This window comes from uncultured Rhodoblastus sp. (assembly GCF_903903185.1).
Taxonomy (GTDB): domain Bacteria; phylum Pseudomonadota; class Alphaproteobacteria; order Rhizobiales; family Beijerinckiaceae; genus Rhodoblastus.
The window spans coordinates 1-22,945 of record NZ_CAIUXT010000128.1; the positions used below are offsets into that span (position 1 = coordinate 1).

Here is a 22,945-nt window from a genome sequence, read left to right on the forward strand (position 1 = left end):
CTTGCTCCAGGCGATGTCGTTGACGAGTTCGTTCTGCGCGCGCAACAACGCGACTCCGTCCTTGCCGGCGCGCGCCGCGGCGCGGGCGGCGGCGGCGGTCTGTTCGCGCAGCATCAGCCGGTCGGCGCGGAAAATATGATCCTGCGCCGAAAAAAACGCGCCGAAATTCTTGAGCAGAAGTTTTTCCTGCGTCGCGGAAAGATCGGACTCGCGCCAGATTTCACGCGCCAGACGTTCCGCCTCATCGAGCCGCGCCTCGTCGGCGCGCAACAGATTGGCCATGGCGATTTCGCCCGCGACCGATATGGGCGGGAATTCGGCGAGATAGGCGGCGACGCGCTCCGGCCGGGCGCTTTCGACGCCCGCCAGTTCTTCGGCATGTTTGCGCATGGCGGCGACGGGCCAGTCGGAATGGGCGCGCAGGAAAGCGGCGATGCGCTCGACGCCCGCCTTCACCGGATGATCGCGCAGGAAGGCCCATTCAATGGCGGCGCGAACCAAAGGGTCCTTCGTCGCCAGCGCGGCGTCGCCCGATTCCGACTGGCCGTCCCGATAGAATTTGAGCGCCGCGACGACGCCCGAGAGATCGTGGCCGAGGGTTTTCGCGCCGGCGGCGTTGGCGGGGTCAGCGACAGGCTCCTCGCGGCGAAGGCTGTCGAGTCCGGCTCGCACTTCCTTTGGCGCGCTTTCCGGCTCGCCTTCCCGATCGACTGCAACCCGGGTCGGGGCATTGGGCTCGGCCCCTGTGGCGGGTATCGCCGGAGCGCGGAAAAGCCCGATCCGGCTGGCGAGATCCAGCGCGCGGGGCGGCAGCCAGTTCGGCGGCGATTGCGGAGCGAGGAACAGCAGGCAGCAGGCCGCCGTCGTCGCTCCCGCTGCGGCCGCAAGCGTCCAGCGGCGATCGCCATGAAAATTCCGCCCGAATTTCCCCATTCAATCGTCCTGTTGTTCCGATGCGTCGATAGGAGCCTGCGCTTCGGAAATTAACGAAGGGTTAACCAATTGAACCGGCCCGACGAAAGGCTTTCCGCCATCGGGGGCAAGGCGCCCCTTTCCGTCGCGTCCGTCAGGGGCTATGAGTACCCCGGCAACTAACCTGCCAAAAGCGGCGCGGATGCGGCGGCAAGCGGGACGGAAGATGGCAATGGCTAGGGAAAAGCAATTTCGGGGATGGATGACGGCGCTGGTGACGCCGTTCAAGGATGGAGCGGTCGATGAGGCCGCCTATCGCTCCCTGATCGACTGGCAGATCGAAAGCGGAATTGCAGGCCTGGTGCCGGTCGGAACCACGGGCGAAAGCCCAACCCTGTCGCATGAGGAACACAAGAAAGTCGTCGAAATCGCCGTATCCGAGGCGAGAGGCCGGGTTCCGGTGATCGCGGGCGCCGGCTCGAACAATACGAGCGAAGCCGTCGAACTGGCGATTCATGCCGAAAAGGCCGGCGCCTCGGCGGCGCTGGTGGTGACGCCCTATTACAACAAACCCAATCAGGAAGGCCTGTTCCAGCATTTCCGCGCCATTGACGAGGCCGTGGGCATTCCGATCGTCATCTATAATATTCCGCCGCGTTCGGTGATCGACATGTCGGTCGAGACGATGAAGCGCTGCTACGGCGAATTGCGCCATATTGTCGGCGTCAAGGACGCCACCGGCAATATCGGGCGCATTTCCTTGCAGCGGCAGGCTTTGGGCCCCGAGTTTCTGCAATTTTCGGGCGACGACCTGACGGCGCTGGCCACATTCGCCGCCGGCGCCGTCGGCTGCATTTCGGTGGTCTCCAATATCGCGCCTCGCCCCTGCGCCGATCTCTGGGAGGCGGCCAGCGCCGGAGACTACGCCAAAGCCCTGGCCATCCAGGACAAGCTCACCCCGCTCCATGTCGCGACTTTTCTGGAGGCCGGCGTCACCGGCGCCAAGACCGGGCTGAACCTGCTTGGCCGCGTCGGCGAGGACGTGCGGCTGCCTCTGGTCGGCTCGACCGCCAAGACCCGCGCGGCGATCGAGGCGGCGATGGCGTTCGCGGGCGTGCTGAACGGGTGAAGCGGGTCGAGCGCAAGGTCCGGCAAAAGCGCGCGCCCGCGCTGTTTTGCGCCGGGTCCGACCGGTCCGGCTTCCCGGCCGGGCTGGCGCGGAAAATTTCGCCCGACGCCGGGCAGGGCTCGGAGGCCCATAATTAAATTGGCAGAAAAACCGCACTCCAATTTCAAGATCGTCGCCGACAACCGCAAGGCGCGCTACCATTATGAGATCGGCGAGGCTTTCGAGGCCGGGCTGATGCTGACCGGCACCGAGGTCAAGAGCCTGCGCACCGGCCGCTCGACCATCGCCGAATCCTACGCCAGCGTCGACAGCCGTGGCGAAATCTGGCTGGTCAACGCCACGATCCCGGAATATCACGCCGGCAACCGCAATAATCACGAGCCCAAGAGGCTGCGCAAGCTCCTGCTCAAACATCGCGAAATCGTCAAATTATCGCATGGCGTGCAGCGGGAGGGCATGACCATCGTGCCCTTGAAATTGTTTTTCAACGATCGCGGCCGCGCCAAGATCGAAATCGCGCTCGCCAAGGGCAAGCAGGTTCACGACAAGCGCGAGACCGAGAAGCAGCGCGACTGGAACCGCGAAAAAAGCCGGTTGATGAAACAGCGCGACTAAAGAACGCGGCTTTTGGCCTTCGCGACAGCGCGGGAACTGCTAGATTGCGCGACGGGGCGTCGACGGCAAGAATAAATGCCATCAAAGGAAAGCGCCATTTTTGGGGAGGGCGCCCGCGTGAGCGGAACGATGCAAAGCCGTTTTTTTGCGGCTCCGGACGGACTTAATCTGCATGCCCTCGTCCTCGGCGAGGACGCGGCGACGGCGCAACAGCCGACGCCAATCGTCTGCCTGCCCGGCCTGACCCGCCCCGCGCGCGATTTCGTCGTGCTGGCGCAATATCTTTACGCCCGGACGCCGCGCCGCATCGTCAGCCTCGATTATCGCGGACGCGGCGGGTCGGACTGGGACCCGGAATGGCGCAATTATTCGCTGCCGGTCGAATATGTCGACATTCTCGCCATGCTCGACCAACTCAAATTGGGTTCGGCCATTTTCATCGGCACGTCGCGCGGCGGATTGCACGCCATGACCCTGGCGTCTTTAAGTCCCGAACGGGTCAAGGCGCTGGCGCTCAACGATATCGGGCCGGAACTCGGATTACAGGGGCTCGCCAAAATCTCCGCCTATATCGGCCGCCTGCCGGTGCTGCGGACGGTCGAACAAGCGGTCGAACATTTCAAAGGTTCGTTAGGCGGCAGTTTTCCGGCGGTTCCCGACGAAGATTGGCGCATTTATGCCGACATTTCGCTCAACGACACGCCCGAGCGACTGCGCCTGTCCTACGACCCGCAACTGGCGCGGACGATGGATAATTTCGATCCGGCCAAACCGCTGCCCGATCTGTGGGAGCTGTTTCAGGGGCTAACGGCGCCGGTCCTTGCGCTGCGCGGTGAAAATTCCGATCTGCTGTCGCCGGAAGTTTTTGCCCGGATGGCGGCGGTCCATCCGCGTTGCCAGACCCATGTCGTGCCGGGCCAGGGTCACGCGCCGCTGCTTCTCGACAAGCCAACACTGGAGCGGATCGCCGCGTTCATCGACGAGGCGGACAGAGGTTGAGCAGGCTTAAATCTCGCGCAGGCCGGTGAAATCGGTCGCGCCGAGCGGCGAGTTGAACGTGCCGGCAAGCGCGTCGCCGCTGGCCTTGACCGAAAAGCCGATCACCATATTGCCCATCGGCGTCGGCACGTCGGCGGCGAACTCCGCCGTGTCTTCGGTCACCTTCAGATCGCTGAGCGGCGCTTCGCCAATCTCCGAGATCAGCGCGCCGGTCCCGTCCGCGTCGATGCGCAGCAACGGAGTCTGGACGCCGAACGGCGTTTCCAGCGTCAGTTTCCAGGTGCCGGCGATCGCCATGGGTCGTCCCTCTTCATGATTGCAACGCGCGGATGGTCTGCGGCGCAACGCGACCATAAAGGGCGGATGCAGCGACCGCCACTGCCATCGGACGAAAAAGTTTTTTAAAACCAGAACGGTCGAGGCCGGATCGTCACTCATCGGGGCGTTAATGCCATCCGGCGCGCCAGCCGGGAAAATCCGCCAGGAGACGCCCGCCTTCCGAAAGGTCCGCAGGCTCCGTTCGCGCCTGTATCAATCCCGCCGGTCTTCGCCGGCGGGACTGGCGTCACCAGCCGGCGATGCGGGCGCAGGAGCGGCCGGCGGCGCCAAATTCATAACGGTCGCCGCAGGCGAAGGCGACCGGCGGCACATGGCTGCGCTCGAACAGATCATAGCCCTGCTTGAGATTGCGCCAGAACGGACTCCAGTCGCGGCGTGGCGCGCTGTCTCCCTGCTGCGAGAGGAAGGCCAGAACATTGCCCGACTTCGGCGCGGATTCGCGGGCGATGGCCGTTTCGGTCAGGCGGAACGGGAAAATATGCACCGGGACTTCGCGTTGGCCGCCTTCGAGCGCCGCCGCGACAATGCCGTAGATTTCGTCGATGCCGTCATTGGTCATGGCGAAACAGCCGATCGACTTGCAATCGCCATGGACCATGACGGCGCTGCCGGTCGAGCCCTGCCGGCGGTCGAAGGCGTTGGGATAACCGACGTCGAAGGCGAGATGATAGGCCGAATGCGGATTGAGCTGGCGCGCCGAGACCGAATAAAAGCCCTCCGGCGATTGATAATCCGCCGTCCGGGTCTTCGGTCCGAGCTGGCCGGACCATTTGCAGATCGGGAAGGCCTTGTACAAGCCGTAGCTCTCGCCACGCTTGATCCAGAGCTCCAGCGTCCCTTCCTGCTTGAAGATGCGGACATAGACCGGCGAGCCCTTCTTGAACCCGCCGCCCATCGCCGGAGAAGGCGCTCCGGCATCGCCGGGCGGCAAAGGCGTGGCGCCGCCGACCGAAGCAGTCACAGCCGCCAGCGCCGAGGCGATCCCGGGAAAGGCGCTGGGCGCCTGAATCGCCGGCAGCGCGGCGGGCTGCTGCGGCGACACGGCGGCGACCTGACGCGGAGCCGGTTGCGCCGCGGCGGCGACCGGCGCAGCGACCGGAAGCGGGGCGACGGCGGCGACCGCCGCAGGCGGGGTAGCGGCTGGCGGCGAAAGGGCGGCTGGCGGCGCGACAGCGGCGACCGGCGTTTCAGCCGGCGGCGCGGCGGTTGCCGGATCGAGGAGCGCGGACGGCGGCGTGGCGGCGGCGGACAGGCCGGAGGGCCGGCGCGGCGGCAGCGGCACGGCCTTGACCGGGGTCATATCGGCGACCGGCGGCAATACGATTTCCAGGCTGGCGAGATGTTCGGACTGAGCGACCGGCGCGCTGTCCGTGGGCGCCGCTTCGCGCTCGGCGTCGTCACGGCGCAATCCGAGCGGCGCGACCATCGAAGCAAGAGCCGCCGGCGGTTCGTGGGCGACTGGAAGATTGACCTTCACCAGCGCGGAAGAGGAGTTTTCAGTTTCGGCCTGACGTCCGGCGGCTTCGACCGGCGCAGCTTCGACCGGAGCGCCATTGGTCGCCGCGACGATTTGCGATCCGGCGGAATTGGCTGCGAGTTGTTCGTCGGCGGCGTTATCCCGCCCTTCGCCGGCAACCTGCCCGAACCCCAGTTCATGGACCTTGGCTGCGTGGTAGGAGAGGTAGGCCCCCGCGCTCAGCGATACGGCGCAGGCCAGCGTCAGGCCCAGAACTCGCTGCAATCTCCGATGCTTCACGGCAAACGCCTCCCGCCTCGATCTCGAACGAAATAAGCCGACTTCCGCAAACCCCCACTGGCGAGTATGCCAAAGCCACGATTTTGTGATCGACAGCTACGATTTTGTGATCGTAAGCAATTCACCTTGCGTGAGGCTTACCTTGTTTGAAATGGAAATCGGGCTTTTTCCAGATGATCTGAGAATTTTTTTCGCGGGCATGGTTTTTTTGCCACACTTATCCACAGATTTTGCCAAATCGCTTTACGAAATCCCAATCATCTTGTGAGTCTGCAAACTGAGCCGCCAAAGCGGATGCGTCAGGCAAAAAGCCACGGCGGCGGCGGTATTTTCAACGCGTCGCGGCCCGTCCATCGGCTGAATCCAGAAATGGTCGAAGGCGAGTTGTTCGAAAACCTCCGGTTGCAGGCCCGGTTGCGGAAACACCAGCTTCAACTCGGCGCCCGCAGTCGCCTGCAAGGGCGCGCCGGCTTTCGGACTGACGCAGAGCCAGTCTATGCCGGGTGGCGGCGGCACTGCGCCATTGCTCTCAACCGCGATGAAAAAGCCTTGCGCGCGCGCCGCGTCGATCAGCGCCGCATCGAGTTGCAGCAGCGGTTCGCCGCCGGTGAAGACGACAAAGCGCCCTTCCCTGCCTTCGCCCCAGGTCTCGGACAATCTTCGGGCCAGACTCTGCGCGTCCGCGAATTTGCCGCCGCCCTCGCCATCGACGCCGACGAAATCGGTGTCGCAGAACGTGCAGACCGCCTCGGCGCGGTCCTGTTCGCGGCCGCTCCAGAGATTGCAGCCGCTGAACCGGCAGAACACGGCGGCGCGTCCGGACTGGCCGCCCTCGCCTTGCAGGGTCTTGAACATTTCCTTGACGCTGTAAGCCATCTTGCCGTTCCGGCGCGAAGCAGAATTGCGTGCGGGGCGCCACTCGCGTAAATCTGGCGCCGCGGCGGCTTTTTTGCGGCGACCGACTGGAGCATTTTCATGTTTCGTGGAAACATCAAAATGCCCCGGCCTTCTTGTTGACCGCGCCTTCTTTTCCGAAAAGTCTGCAACTTTTCGGGAATATGCTCCAGGGTTCAAATGACGATCTCGACCGCCAACCGGGACGACGAACTGGCGCAATGGCTGCAAGGCGCGGCGCAGGGCGACCGGCAGGCCTTCGCCGCGCTCTATCGCGCGACTTCGCCGAAACTCTACGCAACGATTTTACGTATCCTCAACGACCGCGCCCTCGCCGCGGATGTCCTGCAGGAGGTTTATGTGAAAATCTGGCGCCACGCGGCGACATACGACGCCGCGAGAGCCGCGCCGGGGACCTGGATGACCGCCATCGCCCGCAATCGCGCGCTCGACGAGGCGCGCAAGCGCAAGCCGCCGACGCTCGACGCGGAAAGCGAGGAATTGCATCTCGCCGCGCCGGAACAGGACCCCCTCGCCGGGCGCGACCGGCAGGAGGAATTGCGCCGCCTGCTCGGCTGCCTCGACGGTCTCGACGCGGAAAAGCGCCGCATTGTCATACTCGCCTATTGTCACGGCCTGAGCCGAGAGGACCTGTCGGCGCGCTTCGATCATCCGACAGCCACCATCAAGACCTGGCTGCGCCGCAGCCTGGCGCAATTGCGGGAGTGCCTCGGCTCATGAACGGCGAGGAACAGGACGATATCGAAACGCTCGCCGGCGAATATGTGCTGGGCGTTCTCGACGCCGCGGATCGACGCGCCATCGCCGCGCGGCGGATCGCCGAGCCGGCGCTCGACGCCGCCATTGCGCGCTGGGAACAGCGTTTGGCGCCGCTTTCCGCCTTTGTTGCGGAGGAAGCGCCGCCCCCCGACGTGTTCGCGCGGATCGAGCGCGAGATCGAAGCCCCGGCGGGCGCCGATATGGTGACCCTTTTGAGCGCAAGGGCGCGGCGGTGGAAAATCGCGGCTCTGACCAGCGGCGCCCTCGCAGCCTCGCTCGCAGTGGCGCTGATCTCCGGCGCGGTCCGGCAAAGCGTCGCGCCAAACAATTTCGTCGCGGTGCTGCAGAAGGACGCGGGTTCGCCGGCTTTCGTCGTGTCGGTCGATCTGCGCACGCGGGAATTGACGGTGCGCCCGATCGAGGCCGTGGCCCCGGCCGGAAAATCGTATGAATTATGGCTCATCAACGATCGGCTCGACGCGCCGAAATCGCTCGGCGTGATCGAAAAGGCCGACTTCACCCGCCGCGAGACCCTGCGCGCCTTCCCGCCCGAACTGCTGAAAACGTCGCTGTTCGCGGTGACGGTGGAGCCCGCCGGCGGATCGCCGACAGGCAAACCTTCCGCCGCGCCGGTTTTCGCCGGAAAATTATTCCAGTCCGAACCTTAGAGATCGAACGAAAAACCGGCTTCAAAGCATTGTTTCAATTTTATATTATTTAACCGTGCGCTCAGCCATCGGCGGGAAAAGCCCCGGCGAACACGATCTGGCCGATGGTCTTGCGCGCATTGGGCTTTTCGAGCTTCTGCTTGTCCGGCGGCAGGAGCGAGGCGTCGCCCCTCTTGCCGATGGCGACCATCGCCTCGAGTTTGAGGCTTGGCGGGGCGCCCGTCGCGAGGCGCGCGCGCTCCTTGTCGAAACCGCCCATGGCGCGGGTCGTCCAGCCGAGCAGCGCCGCCTGAAACGCGAGGCTCGCCCAGGCCGCGCCGGCGTCGAAGGAGGCCGTTGGCGAGACGATTTCCTCCGCTGCGCCCGGCGGCACGAAGGCGGCCCGGGAGGCGATCAGGACGAGCGCGGAAGCCTCGCCGGCCCAGGCCCGGTTGGGGGTGGAAAGGCAATCGACATAGCGCGGAAAAGCCTCGTCGCCGCGTTTTGCATAGGCGAAACGCCAGGGCTGCGAATTATAGCTGGAGGGCGAAAAGCGCGCCGCCTCGAACATGGCGAACAGGATTTCGTCGGGAATCGGCTCGGCGGTCATGGCGCGGGCCGACCAGCGCGTCAGGAACAGCGAGGAAACCGGCGTCGCCGCCACGCGGCCGTCCGCATGCGAAATCAGCGAAACGAGGGAAGGATCGGGAGCGTTCATCGGCTTTTCCTTGCATTTGTTTCATGGGCGAGGATCTGGAATTTCCTAGCGGAGATTTGCCTGTGACGGCGGAGGCGATCGATATCTTTCGCGTGGCTGACGCCTGTGCATACGCTGAACGGTCTCGGGACGATCATTTTCCTCAAAATCATATTGTCATCCGAAAGGTCGCCGACTTTCTGGAAACAGGCCCCGGAGCGCCAAATATGCCCTTGCGGAGTCGCCAACCGAAAAGGCCCGGATCAGAACCAAGCTTAGACCATGGGATAGAACGGGGGCCAAAACTTGGCCCAACGCTTCCATTCGCGCCGATTTTATGGCAATTAGAACCGTTCCAATGGCGTTCCTTGCCCAGGACGCCGCTTTACAGCAGAGTGACGCCGTGACAGCTCTTTTTGTCGGACATTCCTATATAGATATGACCCTGATCACCGACGTCATGCCTTCGGGCGACGAAAAGGAGGTGGCCAGGGATTTTGCCGTCTCCTTCGGCGGCAATTCGGTGACGGCGGCCTTCGCCTGCGCCAAGCTTGGCTTTCCGCCCGATTTGCTGACCACGATGTCCGACGATTGGCTCGGTCAGATGTTCTGGGACATGGCGCGCAAATATGGCGTCACGCTCTATCCGCGCAAAGTGGCGCGCTCATCGCTCTCCTTCGTGCTGCCGCAAGGCAACAAGCGCGCCATCCTGCGCGCCCGAGACTCGCATCATCTGCGGCCGTTCATGAAACTCGACGTCTCGACCTACGAGGCGCTGCATCTCGACGGCCACCAGGCCGACGCCTCGCTCTATTACGCCAAGGCCTGCCGCGAAGCCGGCGTGCTGACCTCACTCGACGGCGGCGCCCTGCGGGTCAATACCGACGAGGTGCTGCATTACATCGACGTCGCCGTGGTTTCCGAGGCTTTCTGCGGGCAGTTGAAATTGTCCGCTCTGGAAACCCTGGCTTATCTCAAGTCGCGCGGAGTCACGGTCGCCGGCGTCACCGAGGGCGAGCGCGGCCTGTTCTGGATCGACGAGGACGGCCATATCAGCCGCATGCCGGCGCTGCATGTCCCCGACGATAAAGTCATCGACACTTCGGGCGCGGGCGACGTTTTTCACGGCGCCTATCTGGCGTCCTATCTGAAGAACCCGAAGGGTCGCTGGTCCGAGCACTTCGATTTCGCCCGCGCCGCCTCGGCCTTCAAGGTGCAGCATCTCGGCAACGAGGTCGGCCTGCCAAGTTACGAGGACATCGCGGAAACACGTCGGCTGTATCCGCCCGCAGAAGCGGCGGCTGAAGCGCGGGACAGCGGGTCGTCCCGGCGGGCCTGAAAAAACCTGGACGGAGGAGGGGTTCTCCTCCGGACCTTTCGTTCGAGTTCGGGCGTCCGTGAGGCCATGGTCCTATCCATGTCACGCCCAGCTCAAAATGAAGGCCCCGGCGCCGATAACGATCACCAGCGCCGCAATGATCCAGTGTCTTGCCGTCCAACTATGCATGATCATTTTTGTCCCCATGTCGTGTTTTGCGCCCGCCCAAGGCGCACCCCGACTTGTTGTGAAACGGCTTTAAAGCCGCGTTTTCGCCAAGGCCCCTCATGGTGAGTAAGCCGCCGTCCGGCGTCGCCAGACGCCTGGCGGCGGCTTTATCGAATCATGGGCAGCCAACCATGAACGGCACGGCTGAAACCTCGTGGCTCCTGACGCCCTCGCCCTTCGAGACGCCTGCCCGAGGGTGAGCGGAATTCTACTGAAGATCAAATAGTTAGCCCACTTTTTTCCAGATTCGACAAACCCGTTCCCCGAAACCCCCTACCCCGCCCAGGCCAGCGCGCCGCCGGTCGTCGGCTCCGAAACGCCGGTGGTGGTGGGAAAAGTCAAAGGCAGGCCCCTGACCGAACGCACGGCGAGAAAGGCGAAGGCCTGCGCCTCGATGGCCTGCGACTCCCAACCGAAATCCTCCGCGCGGCGCACCGGACAGGGCGCCCGTTTCGCCAGCGCCTGCATCAGGGCCGGATTATGCGCGCCGCCGCCGCAGACCACGATCAGGCGAGGCGGCGCCGGCAGAAAGGGCAGATGGGCGATAATGGCGCTGGCGGTGAAGGCGGCCAGCGTCGCCGCCGCGTCCGGCAGCGACAGACCCTCGACCGGCCCAGCGGAAAAAGCGTTGCGGTCGAGCGATTTCGGCGGCTTTTGCGCAAAATAGGGATGATCCATCAGCGCCGCCAACGCCTCCTCATCCACCTTCCCTTCCAGCGCGCAGGCGCCGTCCTCGTCCATGGCGCGGCCGGTATGGGCGAACATCAGGTCGTCGATCAGCGCGTTGCCCGGCCCGGCGTCGCAGGCGATGGGGTCCGCGCCGGCGTCGACGAAGGTCATGTTGGCGACGCCGCCGATATTGACGAAGAGCAAGGGCGTGGCGACGCCCGAGGCCTCCGCCAAAGCGCGATGATAGACCGGCACGAGCGGCGCCCCCTGTCCGCCAGCGGCGATATCGGCGGCGCGCAGGTCATAGGCGACATCGATGCCAATGCGCCGGGCCAGCAGCGCGCCATCGCCGAGTTGCACCGTCAGCCCGCTCTCGGGGCGATGCAGCACGGTCTGGCCATGAAAACCGACCAGATCGACGGAAGCCGCATCTAGACCGAACTGGGCGAGAAAAGTCTGGATAACCTCGATATGGCGTCCGGTGATCAAATATTCGGCCTCGGCCAAAGGACCGGGCCGCTCGTCGCGCCGGCTCAGGGATTTCGCCGCCGCCACGGCCCGGCGCAGCAGTGCGCGATCCTCGTCGGAAAAGGGATAGGAGGCGCTCGGGCCGAACCGCAACGTCTGGAGGCCATCGGTCTCGAGATAAGCGAGATCGACGGCGTCCATCGACGTGCCCGTCATTGCGCCAATGGCGCGAAAGATTTTCGACATTGCAATCCCCGCGACGCGGTTACATCTCTATCTTCGTTAGCACGCAATGATAATTGGCCGAAAGGGCGACGATGATCGAACTGTTTTACTGGCCGACGCCGAATGGCCACAAGGTCACGATTTTTCTCGAGGAGACCGGCCTCCCCTATGAAATCCGCCGCGTCGATATCAGCGCCGGCGACCAGTTCAAGCCGGATTTTCTGAAAATCGCGCCCAATAACCGGATGCCGGCGATCATCGACCACGCGCCCGCCGACGGCGGCGAACCCGTCGCCATGTTCGAGTCCGGTGCGATCCTGACCTATCTGGGCGAGAAAACCGGAAAATTCCTGCCAACCTCGTTGCGCCAAAAATACGATGTGCTGCAATGGCTGTTCTGGCAGATGGGCGGACTCGGGCCGATGGCCGGCCAGAACCATCATTTCAGCCAATATGCGCCGGAAAAACTGCCCTACGCCATCGACCGCTATGTCAAGGAAACCAACCGGCTCTATGGCGTGCTCGACCGGCAACTGGCGAAAACCCGCGAATCCGGCGGCTTTGTCGCCGGCGCCTATTCAATCGCCGACATGGCGAGCTATCCGTGGATCGTGCCGTGGACCCTTCAGGGCCAGAACCTCGACGATTTCCCCGATCTGCGCCGCTGGTTCGAGGCGATCCGCGCCCGCCCCGCCGTGCAACGCGCCTATGAGATCGGCGACCGGATCAGGCCGCCGACGCCGCTGACCGAGGAGGCCAAAAAGGTGCTGTTCGGACAGACCGCCGGGAGCGTCGGACCGAAGGAATGAATAAGAATTTGATTTATATGAAAAATAGAAAGAGCACACTACCGATTCGTCTCTGCATCCGCCACAATCCCCTCACCCTGAGGAGCCCTCCATAGCCCTTAAAAGGGCTATGGAGGGCGTCTCGAAGGGCGAGGGAGTCGCCGGCCACACGCCTTCATCGAGACCGCATCTGCGGCCCATGGTTCGAGACAGCCTCCTCAGGGCGTCTTGAGACGCCCTGAGGAGGCTTCCTCACCATGAGGGGGTTGGCCTCACGCCATAAAGCCGGGCAAATCCTCCGCCTCGGGCAGGTGGGCGAGTTCGGTCGCGAGATCGGCGGCGATGTCGAATGCAGTTCGAGCAGCCTCCGGCTCATGAAGGTGCGGAAATAATCGCCCCAGATGAATTCCTGGAACGGCGTGTCGAGGTTTTCGAAAGCCTTGCCGCGCACACGGCGCGCCAGACCGCGCCAGACATTGTCGGTGAGTTCGCTGACGTGCTGCGGAATGGCCGAATAGGGCCGTCGATTACCGTCGGCGTCGATCGGCCAGCAATAGCCGCAAGCCTCCATCTGCCGCCAGAAGGGTTTGACGTCGAGATCGGACCAGTCGGCGAGCCTTTCCCCGAGCACGGCTTCGCGAATATTCAGCGACCACAAGGCCCGCGCCAGATGATGATGATCGACCATGAAGATGTCGCCGCCCGGCCCCAGCACATGGGGAATCGCCTTACGCTCCAGCGCGGCTTCGCGCTCTTTCGGCGACTGGCGCGCGATTTTCGCGGCCCTGCTGGCGACGTCCGACAGGCCGAGCGTCAGTTGCGTCGGCCTCAGATCGTCAATGTCGACTTTTTCGGACGGCACGGAGGGCTCCATCGGAGTGAGAAGGTTAAAACGTCGCCGAGGTCAGTCAAATACTCACTTGTGCAGCAATTTATCGACCAATGAATGTTCGCAGGCCTTGAAACCGAGATACATGGCGAGCGCGAAATAGCCATTGAGCAGCAATTCGCCAAGTTGGGCCAGCGCGCCTTCCATCACCGCCATCGCGCCATGTTCCGTCAAGAAGCGGAGATTGGCCTCCAGCATCACGAAAATATTCAGGGAAGCGGCAGCGCCAAGAGCGGAAAAGGCCCCCATCAGCAGGAAAGTCGTAATCCAGTGAAAGCTCAGGACTTTTTGCAGCCAGATGCGCATGTGACCTCTCCGCCGAGCACTTAAATGGAACAAGCACATACTATCCGTCGTTGACGCCGTTGATCAAACCGCAGAAAATTTAGGGGAATCTATCTGCACACCCTTTGGTATCCATATCGCGGATTTTTCATCGCCGAACGGAACCGCCTTCCCTTCCAAGGCGCAAATCGCAACCCAAGCACAAACGACCGCGTCAATCATGTCTTCGTATGCTTTGAGATAGACGACTTTGGTATTGGCAGGCGGGTTGCCAAGAGCGCTGGAAACGCCGGCGATCTCATTATCGAGTCGCGTCACTATTTCTTTCCATTTTCCGATGACCTTGGCGCGCCGCTCGCCAACGGAGGAATTCGGCCAGTAGCTCCGGAGCTTGGCCAGCTTGTACGGCAAGCGCTCAGAAGCGGAGAATATTTCGACAAGGGCTGGATGCGGATAGACCTCGATCAACCCTTGGTAAACGATGGATTCCGTCTGCAAGGCGTAACCAGCGAGTTGAAATTCATCGCGCAAAATGTCGCTGATTGAGCCTGGGCGTTTCTCACTTGGCGTGTGAGTACCACACTTTCTCCCTCCATATTCCCTCGAAACCATATTGTCGGACTCTCGCCGCGCCGTGATAGGTTCGCGCGAAAGAGGCATATCAATGGCGACAAGGTCGGCGCGACAACCGGCAAGCGCTTCGCAGGAAGATAGCAACTCTACGGCGGATGGCCTCGAACCAGTCAGCGGGCCGGGACTCGCCTGTTTCTTTTGCGCCAACGCATTGAACTGTTCATAGGAGGGCGCGACCGCAACCAGTTGCCAACCACTTCCAACATTCTTTGCGAGCGCGACGCCGCTCGGCTGACCAAGAGTCCAAGCGGCGTCGATCCCAAGAACCGCGCGCACGGAGTTTTTCGGCGCCAATTCATCGCTCACCGTCATTCACCCCCCGATCACGCTGGTGATCACCTGTCCGCCCCGGTTGATCGACAATTTCCACACATAGGGCCGCTGGGCGCATAATCTCTCCAGATCGCCGGTGGCGCCGATCTTCTCGCCGCTCAGCGACAGCACGATGTCGCCCTTCTGGAAGCCGACCGCCGCCGCCGGGCCGGCTTCGTCCACATCGACCACGGCGACGCCCTCGCGGGCGTTGGCTATGGCGAATTCCTCGATCGTCGCCGGCGAAATATTGACCACGCTGGCCCCGGCCAGGGGACAGGCGCCCTTGAGCTTGATCCGGTTGCGCGGCGGATTTTCCGGCGCGGCGATCAGGTTCAGCGCCACCGCCACCGGCTTGCCATCGCGGCGCACCGACAGCGCGGCGACGCCGCCGAGCGGGCGCGCGCCGAGCCGATAGCCGACGCCGCCGGAGTCCTGCACCGCCTGCCCGTCGATGGCGACGATAACATCGCCGCGCTTGAGCCCGCCCGCCGCCGCCGGCCCGCGCGGATCGACTTCCGCGACCAGCGCCCCGGCGGGCCGGTCGAGGCCGAGCGATTCGGCGATGTCGCGCGAGACATTTTGCAGGCTCGCGCCGAGCCAGGGGCGATGCACTTCCTTGCCGCCGGATTTCGCCGCCGCCACGACATTTTTCACCATATTGACCGGAATGGCGAAGCCGATGCCAACCGACCCGCCCGACTGCGAGAAAATCGCCGAATTGATGCCGATCAGCCGTCCCTGATTGTCGATCAGCGCCCCGCCGGAATTGCCCGGGTTGATCGCCGCATCGGTCTGGATGAAGAAGCCATAGTCGTTGATGCCGATTTCCGTGCGCGCCAGGGCGGAAACAATGCCCTGCGTCACCGTCTGGCCGACGCCGAACGGATCGCCGATGGCGAGCGCCAGATCGCCGACCTCGATGGCGTCGGAATCCGCCATTTCGAGCACCGGAAAATCCTTTTCCGCCGCTTTGATGCGCAGGATTGCGAGGTCGCTGCGCGGATCGCGCAGCAGAATTTCCGCCGGGAATTCGCGCCGGTCGGACAAGGCCACCTTGATGTCGGTCATGCCTTCGACGACATGGAAATTGGTCACCACGAGCCCGCTGGCGTCGACGATCACGCCGGAGCCCAGCGATTGCGCGCTCGGGCCGCCGGGCCGGCGCCCGTCGCCGAAAAAGCGTTGAAAAATCGGATCGTTGAAAATCGGATTGCGCGGCTGCTTGTCCAATCTTTGCGCATAGACATTGACCACCGCCGGCGCGGCTTTCTTCACCAGCGGCGCGAAGCTCAAAGCCACTTCCGTCTTGCTCTGCGGAACGGTTTTCGGCGCTTGGGCCCGGGCCGTCGCCGCCAAAGCCAGCACCAGAGCCAGACCAACGACAATTGCTCGCGCGGAAAAAAATGAAGGCGCCATGCGATTCCCCGGTTTTGCTCAACGCAATATAGGTCGGGGCGCGGCCATGAAAAAGGGCGGCCCGAAGCCGCCTTTTTATTTTGAAATCCTGTCGCTCTATTCCGCCGCGTCGAGCACCGGGCCGGAATCCTTGCCGCGAGCGGTGACGTCGCGATCGACGAATTCGATCACCGCGAGGGGCGCGTTGTCGCCGTAGCGAAAACCGGCTTTAAGCACCCGGGTATAGCCGCCGCTGCGCTCCTTGTAGCGCGGGCCGAGCACGTCGAACAATTTCTTGACGAGCACGGCGTCCTTGATCTGGGAAATGGCCTGGCGGCGGGCGTGCAGATCGCCGCGCTTGGCGAGCGTCACCAGCTTTTCGACGACCGGGCGCAGATCCTTGGCCTTGGGCAGGGTGGTGACGATCTGCTCATGCTTGATCAAAGCCTGGGACATATTGGAAAACATCGCCTTGCGATGTTCGGCGGTGCGGTTGAAACGACGCTTTGAACGACCGTGATACATGTGGCTCTCCTGATTGTTACGGCCGCCGTGCCAAGGTACGGCCGTTCTGTGCTTGCCCTTATTTGAGGGCGTTTTATCCCCTCTCCCCGTTTGCGGGGAGAGGGAGAGCGTCGAGACTAATCAATCGATCAGTAATGTTCTTCGAACCTCTTCGCCAGTTCGTCGATGTTTTCGGGCGGCCAGCCGGTGACTTCCATGCCCAGATGCAGGCCCATCTGCGCCAGCACTTCCTTGATTTCGTTGAGCGACTTGCGGCCGAAATTCGGGGTGCGGAGCATTTCGGCTTCGGTTTTCTGGATCAGGTCGCCGATATAGACGATATTGTCGTTTTTCAGGCAGTTCGCCGAACGGACCGACAGCTCCAACTCGTCGACCTTCTTGAGCAGGGCCGGGTTGAAGGCCAGTTCCGGAATCGCCGGGGCGTTTTCCTCGCGCTTGGGCTCTTCGAAATTGACGAAGACATTGAGCTGGTCCTGCAGGATGCGCGCGGCGAAAGCCACCGCGTCTTCCGGCGTCAGCGACCCGTTGGTCTCGACCTGCAAGGTCAGCTTGTCATAATCGAGCACTTGCCCCTCGCGGGTTGGCTCGATCCGGTAGGAGACCTTCTTGACCGGCGAATAGATCGAATCGACCGGGATCAGGCCGATCGGCGCGTCTTCGGCGCGGTTGCGGTCGGCGGGAACATAGCCCTTGCCGGTGTTGACGGTGAATTCCATGCGGACCTCAGCACCCTCGTCGAGGGTGCAGAGCGGCAGGGTCGGATTGAGCACGGCGATGTCGCCGGTCACGCCGATGTCGCCGGCATAGACTACGCAAGGACCCTGTTTCTTCAGGGTCATGCGCTTGGGTCCGTCGCCGAGCATGCGGATCGCCACGTCCTTGATGTTGAGGACGATGTCGGTGACGTCCTCGCGGACGCCCGGGATCGACGAGAATTCATGCAGCACGCCGTCAATATGGACGGAGGTGATGGCCGCGCCCTGCAGCGACGACAAAAGAATGCGGCGCAGCGCATTGCCGAGCGTCAGGCCGAAGCCGCGCTCCAGCGGCTCCGCGACCACGGTGGCGACGCGCTTGGGATCCTCGCCGGGCGTGACATGCAGCTTGTTCGGCTTGATCAGTTCCTGCCAGTTTTTCTGAATCATCTAAGAAACCTCTCCTGCGGCGCCGGGCATATCGGTCCGTCGACCATGGCTGCGGCGCCGTATTCTGGGCATACGCGCAAGCATCCCGTCGGAGCCTCGCGCCTTTTATTTACGCAACGGCTGCGGCAACCCGCGGCCGACTCCACGCACGCAACTTTCTACGAGTGGATGGGCGCGGCTGGATCAGACGCGACGGCGCTTGCGCGGGCGGCAGCCGTTATGCGGGATCGGCGTCACGTCGCGGATCGAGGTGACGGTGAAACCCGCCGCCTGAAGGGCGCGCAAAGCCGATTCGCGGCCGGAACCTGGACCGGAGACTTCGACTTCCACCGTGCGCATGCCATGTTCCTGCGCCTTGCGGGCGGCGTCTTCGGCGGCCAGCTGCGCGGCATAGGGGGTCGATTTGCGCGAACCCTTGAACCCCATCGTGCCGGCGGACGACCACGAAATGGTGTTGCCCTGCGCGTCGGCGATGGTGATCATGGTGTTGTTGAACGAGGAATAGACATGGGCGACGCCCGAAGCGATGTTCTTGCGTTCCTTGCGGCGAACGCGGGTATTTTCCTTGGCCATTTTTCAGTCCTTCAGGCGCGCCCGTAATGCCAGGCGCTGGGGTTATGGGCGAATGAGGCCCTATGATCTCGCGCCTGCCAATCGACACGACGCGAACAAAATCCGGTTTCAAATGGGTGAGGCTGCGCCTCGCCCATTTGCGGCCGGCTCTTACTCCTATTTCTTCTTGCCGGCGATCGGCTTGGCCTTGCCCTTGCGGGTGCGGGCGTTGGTATGGGTGCGCTGGCCGCGAACCGGCAATTGCCGGCGATGGCGCAGGCCACGGTAGCAGCCGAGATCCATCAGCCGCTTGATATTGATCGCCACTTCGCGGCGCAGGTCGCCCTCGACCATGTAATCGCGGTCGATGGTCTCGCGAATCTGCAAAACCTCGGCGTCGGTCAGCTGGTTGACGCGGCGCTCGGCCGGAATGCCGACCTTTTCGGTGATTTCCTGGGCCTTTTTCGCGCCAATGCCGTGGATATATTGCAGGGCGATGACCACGCGCTTGTTGGTCGGAATATTGACGCCGGCTATACGAGCCATTTTTATCTCCATGTGCGGGCGGATGCGCCCCTTGTGATAACGAGGGCCCGGAAACCCTGCGATGGCCCCGCGTCCGGTGGAGACCGGCCCATGCGAGGTTTTTTGCGACCGTCCCCTGCGGATTTCCTGCAAAGGCGAGGACGCAAATAAAGCAAGCGCCCCTGCTTTCACAAGCGGGAGCGCTTCGCCAATCCTCCGTCCATAATCAAGTCGGTCCCCGGCGTCAACCGCCGGAGGCCGAAAAGGCAAAAAAAAACAGACCGCCGGCCGATCGTACCGCTGTGGCTCAGCCGATCAGGACCTTGTCGATGGCCGACGAAACGTCGTCGATCGGCGCCATGCCATCCACGGTGCGCAATTCGCCGACGCTTGCATAGTAATGCGATACCGGCGCGGTCAGTTCGTGATATTGCGCCAGACGCTTCTTGAAACTTTCCGGATTGTCGTCGGCGCGCACGGTTCCCCCGGCGGCGACGGTATCGCGGGCGCGGCCCTCAATGCGCGACAGCAAAAACTGGTCGTCCACCACCAGTTCGATCACCGCGTCGAGTTCCTTGTGATGGCGCTTGAGCATGTCGTCGAGCGCCTTGGCCTGCTCGACCGTGCGCGGGAAGCCGTCGAGAATGAATCCCTTGGCGCAATCGGGCTCCTCGACCCGGGCCTCGATGATGCCGACCACGATTTCGTCGGAAACGAGACCGCCGGAGTCCATCACCACCTTGGCTTGCAGGCCGACCGGCGTTCCGGCCTTGACGGCGGCGCGCAGCATCTCGCCGGTGGAAAGCTGGGGAATGCCGTATTTCTCCTCCAACCGCGCCGATTGCGTGCCTTTTCCCGCGCCGGGCGGTCCAAGCAGAATAAGCCTCATTTCTTTTTCCCCCTCAACTTGGCCTTTTTGACCAGGCCTTCGTATTGCTGCGCCTGCAGATGACCGTGAATCTGTGCGACCGTATCCATGGTCACGCTGACCACGATCAGCAGCGACGTGCCTCCGAAATAGAACGGCAGCGAGAATTCGGAAATGAGCATTTCGGGCAGGAGGCAGATAATCGCCAGATAGCCGGCGCCCAGCACCGTGATCCGGGTCAGCACATGATCGATATATTGCGCGGTGCGCTCTCCCGGCCTGATGCCTGGAATGAAGCCGCCGTGTTTCTTGAGATTATCCGCCGTCTCGACCGGATCGAACACGATGGCGGTATAGAAAAAGGCGAAGAACACGATCAGCGCGATATAGAGGAAAATATAGGCGGGCCGTCCGTGGCCGAGATAGGTCGAGAGAAAGCCGAGCACGCCGCCCGCGCCGCCATTGGCGGAGAAATTGGCTATTGTTGTGGGCAGCAGCAGCAGCGAGGACGCGAAGATCGGCGGAATCACGCCCGAGGTATTGAGTTTGAGCGGCAGGAACGAGGTCTGGCCCTCATAGACCCGATTGCCCTGCTGGCGCTTGGGATAGGTGATCAGCAGCCGCCGCTGCGCCCGCTCCATGAACACGATGAAGGCGATGACGCCGAACGACATCACGATCAGAGCGACCAGCACCAGCGGCGAGATCGCGCCCTGACGCGACAATTCGAGCGTGTTGGCGATCGCCGAAGGGAAGGCCGCGACAATGCCGGCGAAAATGATCAGCGACGACCCGTTGCCAATGCCGCGTGACGTGATCTGCTCGCCGAGCCACATCAGGAACAAGGTGCCGCCCATCAGGGTCAGGACGGTCGAAACGCGGAAGAACCAGCCGGGATCGCTGACGACATTGGCCTGGCCTTCGAGGCCGACGGAGATGCCATAGGCCTGAAAGGCGGCGATGACCACCGTGAGGTAGCGGGTATATTGATTGATGACCTTGCGGCCCTGCTCGCCTTCTTTCTTGAGCGTTTCCAGCGAGGGAATCACCGAACTCATCAATTGCACGATGATCGAGGCCGAAATGTAAGGCATGATGTTGAGAGCGAAGATCGCCATGCGCTGCACGGCGCCGCCGGCGAACATGTTGAACAGTTCCAGCACGCCCTGCTGCTTGCCATGAAAATTGGCGGCGAAGGCGGCGGGATCGATGCCCGGCAGCGGGATATAGGTGCCCAGTCGATAGACGACCAGGGCTCCAAGGGTGAACCAAATCCGCTTCTTCAGCTCTTCGGCCTTGCCGAAGGCCGAGAAATTCAGGTTAGCCGCAAGCTGTTCAGCTGCCGATGCCATGGACTTCGCTCCGGGCGGCGCGCTTTGGGGCGCGCAACTGCATGAGATCACTAAAACGGGGCGGGAGACTGTCTGTCCGCCGCCCCGTGTTAATCGTTCGCTACGGCAAAATCACGCCCATTGGCGAAAATTGCCGCAAATTTTTCAGGCTTTCGGCGCTTCGGCCACGGCGGCGACGAGCAATTTAACCGCGCCGCCGGCCTTTTCGATCGCCGCGACCGCCGATTTGGAGGCGCCGGCGACTTCGAACGACAATTTTGCCTTCAATTCACCCTGGCCCAAAATCTTAACCCCGTCGCGCGGCTTGGAAACCACGCCGGCCAGAATCAGGCTCTCGACCGTGACAGGCGCCGAGGCGTCGATCTTTCCCGCCTCGAACGCTTCCTGGATGCGACCGAGGTTGACTTCGTTGTAGTGGGTCGAGAACGGGTTCCAGAAGCCGCGCTTGGGCAGACGGCGATGCAGAGGCATCTGGCCGCCCTCGAAACCCTTGATCGCGACGCCGGTGCGCGCCTTCTGACCCTTGACGCCGCGTCCGCCGGTCTTGCCCTTGCCCGAACCGATGCCGCGGCCGACGCGCATGCGCTCCTTGGTGGCGCCGGGATTGTCGGAAATGCCGTTGAGTTTCATGGGCGCGATCCTCAAATGGCTTCGACGACGCGCACAAGGTGCGCGACTCGAGCGATCATGCCGCGAACGGCGGGCGTGTCCTGCAACACCGACGTGCGGCCGATCTTGTTGAGCTTCAGGCCGACGAGGGTCTGGCGCTGGTAGGCGGGCCGCCCGATCGCGCTTCCGGTCTGCACGACCGTGACTTTTCTGGCTTGCGTCATGTCGCCCTCCCTCAGCTTTCGGCCGCTTCGGCGTCGCCGCCGGGGCGGCGCGCCTGCAGCACCGAGACCTTGAGGCTGCGGCGCGCGGCGACCGAACGCGGCGAATCCTCATGCCTCAGGGCGTCGAATGTGGCGCGCACCATGTTGTAGGGGTTCGACGACCCTTGCGACTTGGCGACGACGTCATGGACGCCGAGGGTTTCGAATACCGCGCGCATCGGGCCGCCGGCGATGATGCCGGTGCCGGCGGGCGCCGCGCGCAGAATGACGCGGCCGGCGCCGTGGCGGCCGTTGACGTCATGATGCAGGGTGCGGCCTTCGCGCAGCGGCACGCGGATCAGCGCGCGCTTGGCGGATTCGGTCGCCTTGCGGATGGCTTCCGGCACTTCGCGGGCCTTGCCATGGCCGAAACCGACGCGACCCTTCTGGTCGCCGACGACGACGAGGGCGGCGAAGCCGAAGCGGCGACCGCCCTTCACCACTTTCGCGACGCGGTTGATGTGGACCAGACGGTCCACGAATTCGCTGTCGCGCTCTTCATCCTTGCGATCGCGGCCGCGGCCGCCTTCACCTTCACGAGCCATTTGTTTTTCCGTCACTTGCGCGGAACACCCCGTTCGGCGTCCGCTCGCTCCAAAACTCGACAATCCCGGAGCGCCTTGCCGGCGGTCCGGGATCTCCGAGGCCTTCAATCTCCGGACAAAATCCGAAAATTTAAAACTGCAGGCCGCCCTCGCGGGCGCCGTCGGCCAGGGCCTTGACCCGACCGTGATACTGGTAGGCGCCGCGATCGAACACGACAGCCGTGACGCCGGCGGCGACGGCGCGTTCGGCGATCAGCTTGCCGATCGTCTTGGCCGCCTCGACATCGGCGCCGGTCTTGAGACCCGCGCGCGCGTCCTTTTCCAGCGACGAAGCGGCCACCAGCGTGCGGCCGTTTTCGTCGTCGATGATCTGCGCGTAAATCTGTTTCGACGAGCGAAACACCGAGAGGCGCGGCTTGCCATAGGCGCGTGCGCGAACCGAGCGGCGAACGCGCGCCTTGCGGCGGTCGGTGGATTGTTCCTTGGCCATGACGCCGTTCCCTTACTTCTTCTTGCCTTCCTTGCGGAAGATAAACTCGCCGGCATATTTGACGCCCTTGCCCTTGTAGGGTTCGGGGCC

The 22,945-nt window shown here is 63.1% G+C and carries 26 protein-coding genes and 2 pseudogenes; 7 read left to right on the top strand and 21 right to left on the bottom strand.

Annotated features, from left to right (window positions below; all coding sequences use genetic code 11):
* Window positions 1–933, bottom strand: a pseudogene (locus tag QZY01_RS11770) (hypothetical protein); the annotation flags it as partial.
* 211 nt (window positions 934–1,144) lie between these two features.
* Between QZY01_RS11770 and dapA the strand changes: the two are divergent.
* The 3 genes from dapA to QZY01_RS11785 all read left to right on the top strand — a co-directional run bounded on the left by dapA (window position 1,145) and on the right by QZY01_RS11785 (window position 3,655).
* Window positions 1,145–2,041 carry a 4-hydroxy-tetrahydrodipicolinate synthase gene (gene dapA, locus QZY01_RS11775; RefSeq protein WP_294537387.1) on the top strand — a complete coding sequence of 299 codons (897 nt, stop codon included), beginning with the start codon at window positions 1,145–1,147 and terminating at the stop codon, window positions 2,039–2,041.
* Window positions 2,042–2,179: 138 nt separating this feature from the next.
* Window positions 2,180–2,656 (top strand): SsrA-binding protein SmpB, encoded by a 477-nt coding sequence (gene smpB / locus QZY01_RS11780; RefSeq protein ID WP_294537389.1) that lies wholly within the window; start codon window positions 2,180–2,182, stop codon window positions 2,654–2,656.
* 117 nt (window positions 2,657–2,773) lie between these two features.
* Window positions 2,774–3,655, top strand: a complete 882-nt coding sequence (locus tag QZY01_RS11785; RefSeq protein WP_294537391.1) for an alpha/beta hydrolase — start codon at window positions 2,774–2,776, stop codon at window positions 3,653–3,655.
* 6 nt (window positions 3,656–3,661) lie between these two features.
* Here QZY01_RS11785 and QZY01_RS11790 read toward each other — a convergent pair whose 3' ends face one another.
* The 3 genes from QZY01_RS11790 to queE form a co-directional block, all read right to left on the bottom strand.
* Window positions 3,662–3,952: a hypothetical protein gene (locus QZY01_RS11790; protein ID WP_294537392.1), complete on the bottom strand. Its 291-nt coding sequence runs from the start codon at window positions 3,950–3,952 to the stop codon at window positions 3,662–3,664.
* A 268-nt stretch (window positions 3,953–4,220) separates the two neighbouring features.
* Window positions 4,221–5,735 carry a L,D-transpeptidase family protein gene (locus QZY01_RS11795; protein ID WP_294537394.1) on the bottom strand — a complete coding sequence of 505 codons (1,515 nt, stop codon included), beginning with the start codon at window positions 5,733–5,735 and terminating at the stop codon, window positions 4,221–4,223.
* Between the two features lie 258 nt (window positions 5,736–5,993).
* Entirely contained in the window at window positions 5,994–6,626 is a 633-nt protein-coding gene (queE, locus tag QZY01_RS11800) for a 7-carboxy-7-deazaguanine synthase (protein ID WP_294537396.1), read from the bottom strand.
* 198 nt (window positions 6,627–6,824) lie between these two features.
* Between queE and QZY01_RS11805 the strand changes: the two genes are divergently transcribed.
* Together QZY01_RS11805 and QZY01_RS11810 are read left to right on the top strand one after the other, a co-directional pair.
* The gene (locus QZY01_RS11805; RefSeq protein ID WP_294537398.1) at window positions 6,825–7,385 is read left to right on the top strand and encodes a sigma-70 family RNA polymerase sigma factor; all 561 of its coding nucleotides are present in this window, start codon (window positions 6,825–6,827) and stop codon (window positions 7,383–7,385) included.
* Window positions 7,382–8,092 carry an anti-sigma factor gene (locus tag QZY01_RS11810; protein WP_294537401.1) on the top strand — a complete coding sequence of 237 codons (711 nt, stop codon included), beginning with the start codon at window positions 7,382–7,384 and terminating at the stop codon, window positions 8,090–8,092. The genes QZY01_RS11805 and QZY01_RS11810 overlap by 4 nt, the downstream gene beginning before the upstream one ends.
* Window positions 8,093–8,153: 61 nt before the next feature.
* Here the strand turns inward: QZY01_RS11810 and QZY01_RS11815 are convergent, their stop codons facing one another.
* Window positions 8,154–8,789, bottom strand: a complete 636-nt coding sequence (locus tag QZY01_RS11815) for a nitroreductase family protein (RefSeq protein WP_294537403.1) — start codon at window positions 8,787–8,789, stop codon at window positions 8,154–8,156.
* Between the two features lie 382 nt (window positions 8,790–9,171).
* Here QZY01_RS11815 and QZY01_RS11820 point away from each other — a divergent pair, with 382 nt between their 5' ends.
* Window positions 9,172–10,107 (top strand): PfkB family carbohydrate kinase, encoded by a 936-nt coding sequence (locus QZY01_RS11820; protein ID WP_294537406.1) that lies wholly within the window; start codon window positions 9,172–9,174, stop codon window positions 10,105–10,107.
* A 480-nt stretch (window positions 10,108–10,587) separates the two neighbouring features.
* Here the strand turns inward: QZY01_RS11820 and QZY01_RS11825 are convergent, their stop codons facing one another.
* Window positions 10,588–11,697 (bottom strand): anhydro-N-acetylmuramic acid kinase, encoded by a 1,110-nt coding sequence (locus QZY01_RS11825; RefSeq protein WP_294537408.1) that lies wholly within the window; start codon window positions 11,695–11,697, stop codon window positions 10,588–10,590.
* Window positions 11,698–11,768: 71 nt separating this feature from the next.
* On the opposite strand from QZY01_RS11825, the gene QZY01_RS11830 reads away from it, so the two are divergent.
* Window positions 11,769–12,485, top strand: a complete 717-nt coding sequence (locus tag QZY01_RS11830) for a glutathione S-transferase N-terminal domain-containing protein (protein ID WP_294537410.1) — start codon at window positions 11,769–11,771, stop codon at window positions 12,483–12,485.
* Window positions 12,486–12,639: 154 nt separating this feature from the next.
* Here the strand turns inward: QZY01_RS11830 and QZY01_RS11835 are convergent, their stop codons facing one another.
* From QZY01_RS11835 to QZY01_RS11905, 15 genes and pseudogenes are all read right to left on the bottom strand, one after another.
* Window positions 12,640–13,326, bottom strand: a complete 687-nt coding sequence (locus tag QZY01_RS11835; RefSeq protein ID WP_294537412.1) for a ParB-like protein — start codon at window positions 13,324–13,326, stop codon at window positions 12,640–12,642.
* Between the two features lie 54 nt (window positions 13,327–13,380).
* Window positions 13,381–13,659, bottom strand: a complete 279-nt coding sequence (locus tag QZY01_RS11840; protein WP_294537414.1) for a hypothetical protein — start codon at window positions 13,657–13,659, stop codon at window positions 13,381–13,383.
* A 63-nt stretch (window positions 13,660–13,722) separates the two neighbouring features.
* Window positions 13,723–14,583: a DUF429 domain-containing protein gene (locus tag QZY01_RS11845; RefSeq protein WP_294537416.1), complete on the bottom strand. Its 861-nt coding sequence runs from the start codon at window positions 14,581–14,583 to the stop codon at window positions 13,723–13,725.
* Entirely contained in the window at window positions 14,584–16,002 is a 1,419-nt protein-coding gene (locus QZY01_RS11850; protein ID WP_294537418.1) for a Do family serine endopeptidase, read from the bottom strand. It lies immediately after the preceding gene.
* 96 nt (window positions 16,003–16,098) lie between these two features.
* Complete coding sequence (rplQ, locus tag QZY01_RS11855) at window positions 16,099–16,506, bottom strand: 50S ribosomal protein L17 (protein ID WP_294537420.1); 408 nt, start codon at window positions 16,504–16,506, stop codon at window positions 16,099–16,101.
* A gap of 128 nt (window positions 16,507–16,634) precedes the next feature.
* Entirely contained in the window at window positions 16,635–17,651 is a 1,017-nt protein-coding gene (locus tag QZY01_RS11860) for a DNA-directed RNA polymerase subunit alpha (RefSeq protein WP_294537422.1), read from the bottom strand.
* Window positions 17,652–17,834: 183 nt separating this feature from the next.
* Window positions 17,835–18,224, bottom strand: a complete 390-nt coding sequence (gene rpsK, locus QZY01_RS11865; RefSeq protein ID WP_294537424.1) for a 30S ribosomal protein S11 — start codon at window positions 18,222–18,224, stop codon at window positions 17,835–17,837.
* 156 nt (window positions 18,225–18,380) lie between these two features.
* On the bottom strand, window positions 18,381–18,749 hold the full coding sequence (gene rpsM, locus QZY01_RS11870) for a 30S ribosomal protein S13 (RefSeq protein ID WP_294537426.1): 369 nt from the start codon (window positions 18,747–18,749) through the stop codon (window positions 18,381–18,383).
* A 286-nt stretch (window positions 18,750–19,035) separates the two neighbouring features.
* Complete coding sequence (locus tag QZY01_RS11875) at window positions 19,036–19,617, bottom strand: adenylate kinase (protein ID WP_294537428.1); 582 nt, start codon at window positions 19,615–19,617, stop codon at window positions 19,036–19,038.
* A complete protein-coding gene (secY, locus tag QZY01_RS11880; protein ID WP_294537430.1) occupies window positions 19,614–20,948 on the bottom strand; it encodes a preprotein translocase subunit SecY in 1,335 nt (444 codons plus the stop codon). The genes QZY01_RS11875 and secY overlap by 4 nt, the downstream gene beginning before the upstream one ends.
* 144 nt (window positions 20,949–21,092) lie before the next feature.
* On the bottom strand, window positions 21,093–21,578 hold the full coding sequence (rplO, locus tag QZY01_RS11885) for a 50S ribosomal protein L15 (protein ID WP_294537432.1): 486 nt from the start codon (window positions 21,576–21,578) through the stop codon (window positions 21,093–21,095).
* 11 nt (window positions 21,579–21,589) lie between these two features.
* Window positions 21,590–21,781: a 50S ribosomal protein L30 gene (gene rpmD, locus QZY01_RS11890; protein WP_294537433.1), complete on the bottom strand. Its 192-nt coding sequence runs from the start codon at window positions 21,779–21,781 to the stop codon at window positions 21,590–21,592.
* 11 nt (window positions 21,782–21,792) lie between these two features.
* A complete protein-coding gene (gene rpsE / locus QZY01_RS11895; protein WP_294537434.1) occupies window positions 21,793–22,365 on the bottom strand; it encodes a 30S ribosomal protein S5 in 573 nt (190 codons plus the stop codon).
* Window positions 22,366–22,495: 130 nt separating this feature from the next.
* On the bottom strand, window positions 22,496–22,855 hold the full coding sequence (gene rplR / locus QZY01_RS11900; RefSeq protein WP_294537435.1) for a 50S ribosomal protein L18: 360 nt from the start codon (window positions 22,853–22,855) through the stop codon (window positions 22,496–22,498).
* 12 nt (window positions 22,856–22,867) lie between these two features.
* Window positions 22,868–22,945, bottom strand: a pseudogene (locus QZY01_RS11905) (50S ribosomal protein L6); the annotation flags it as partial.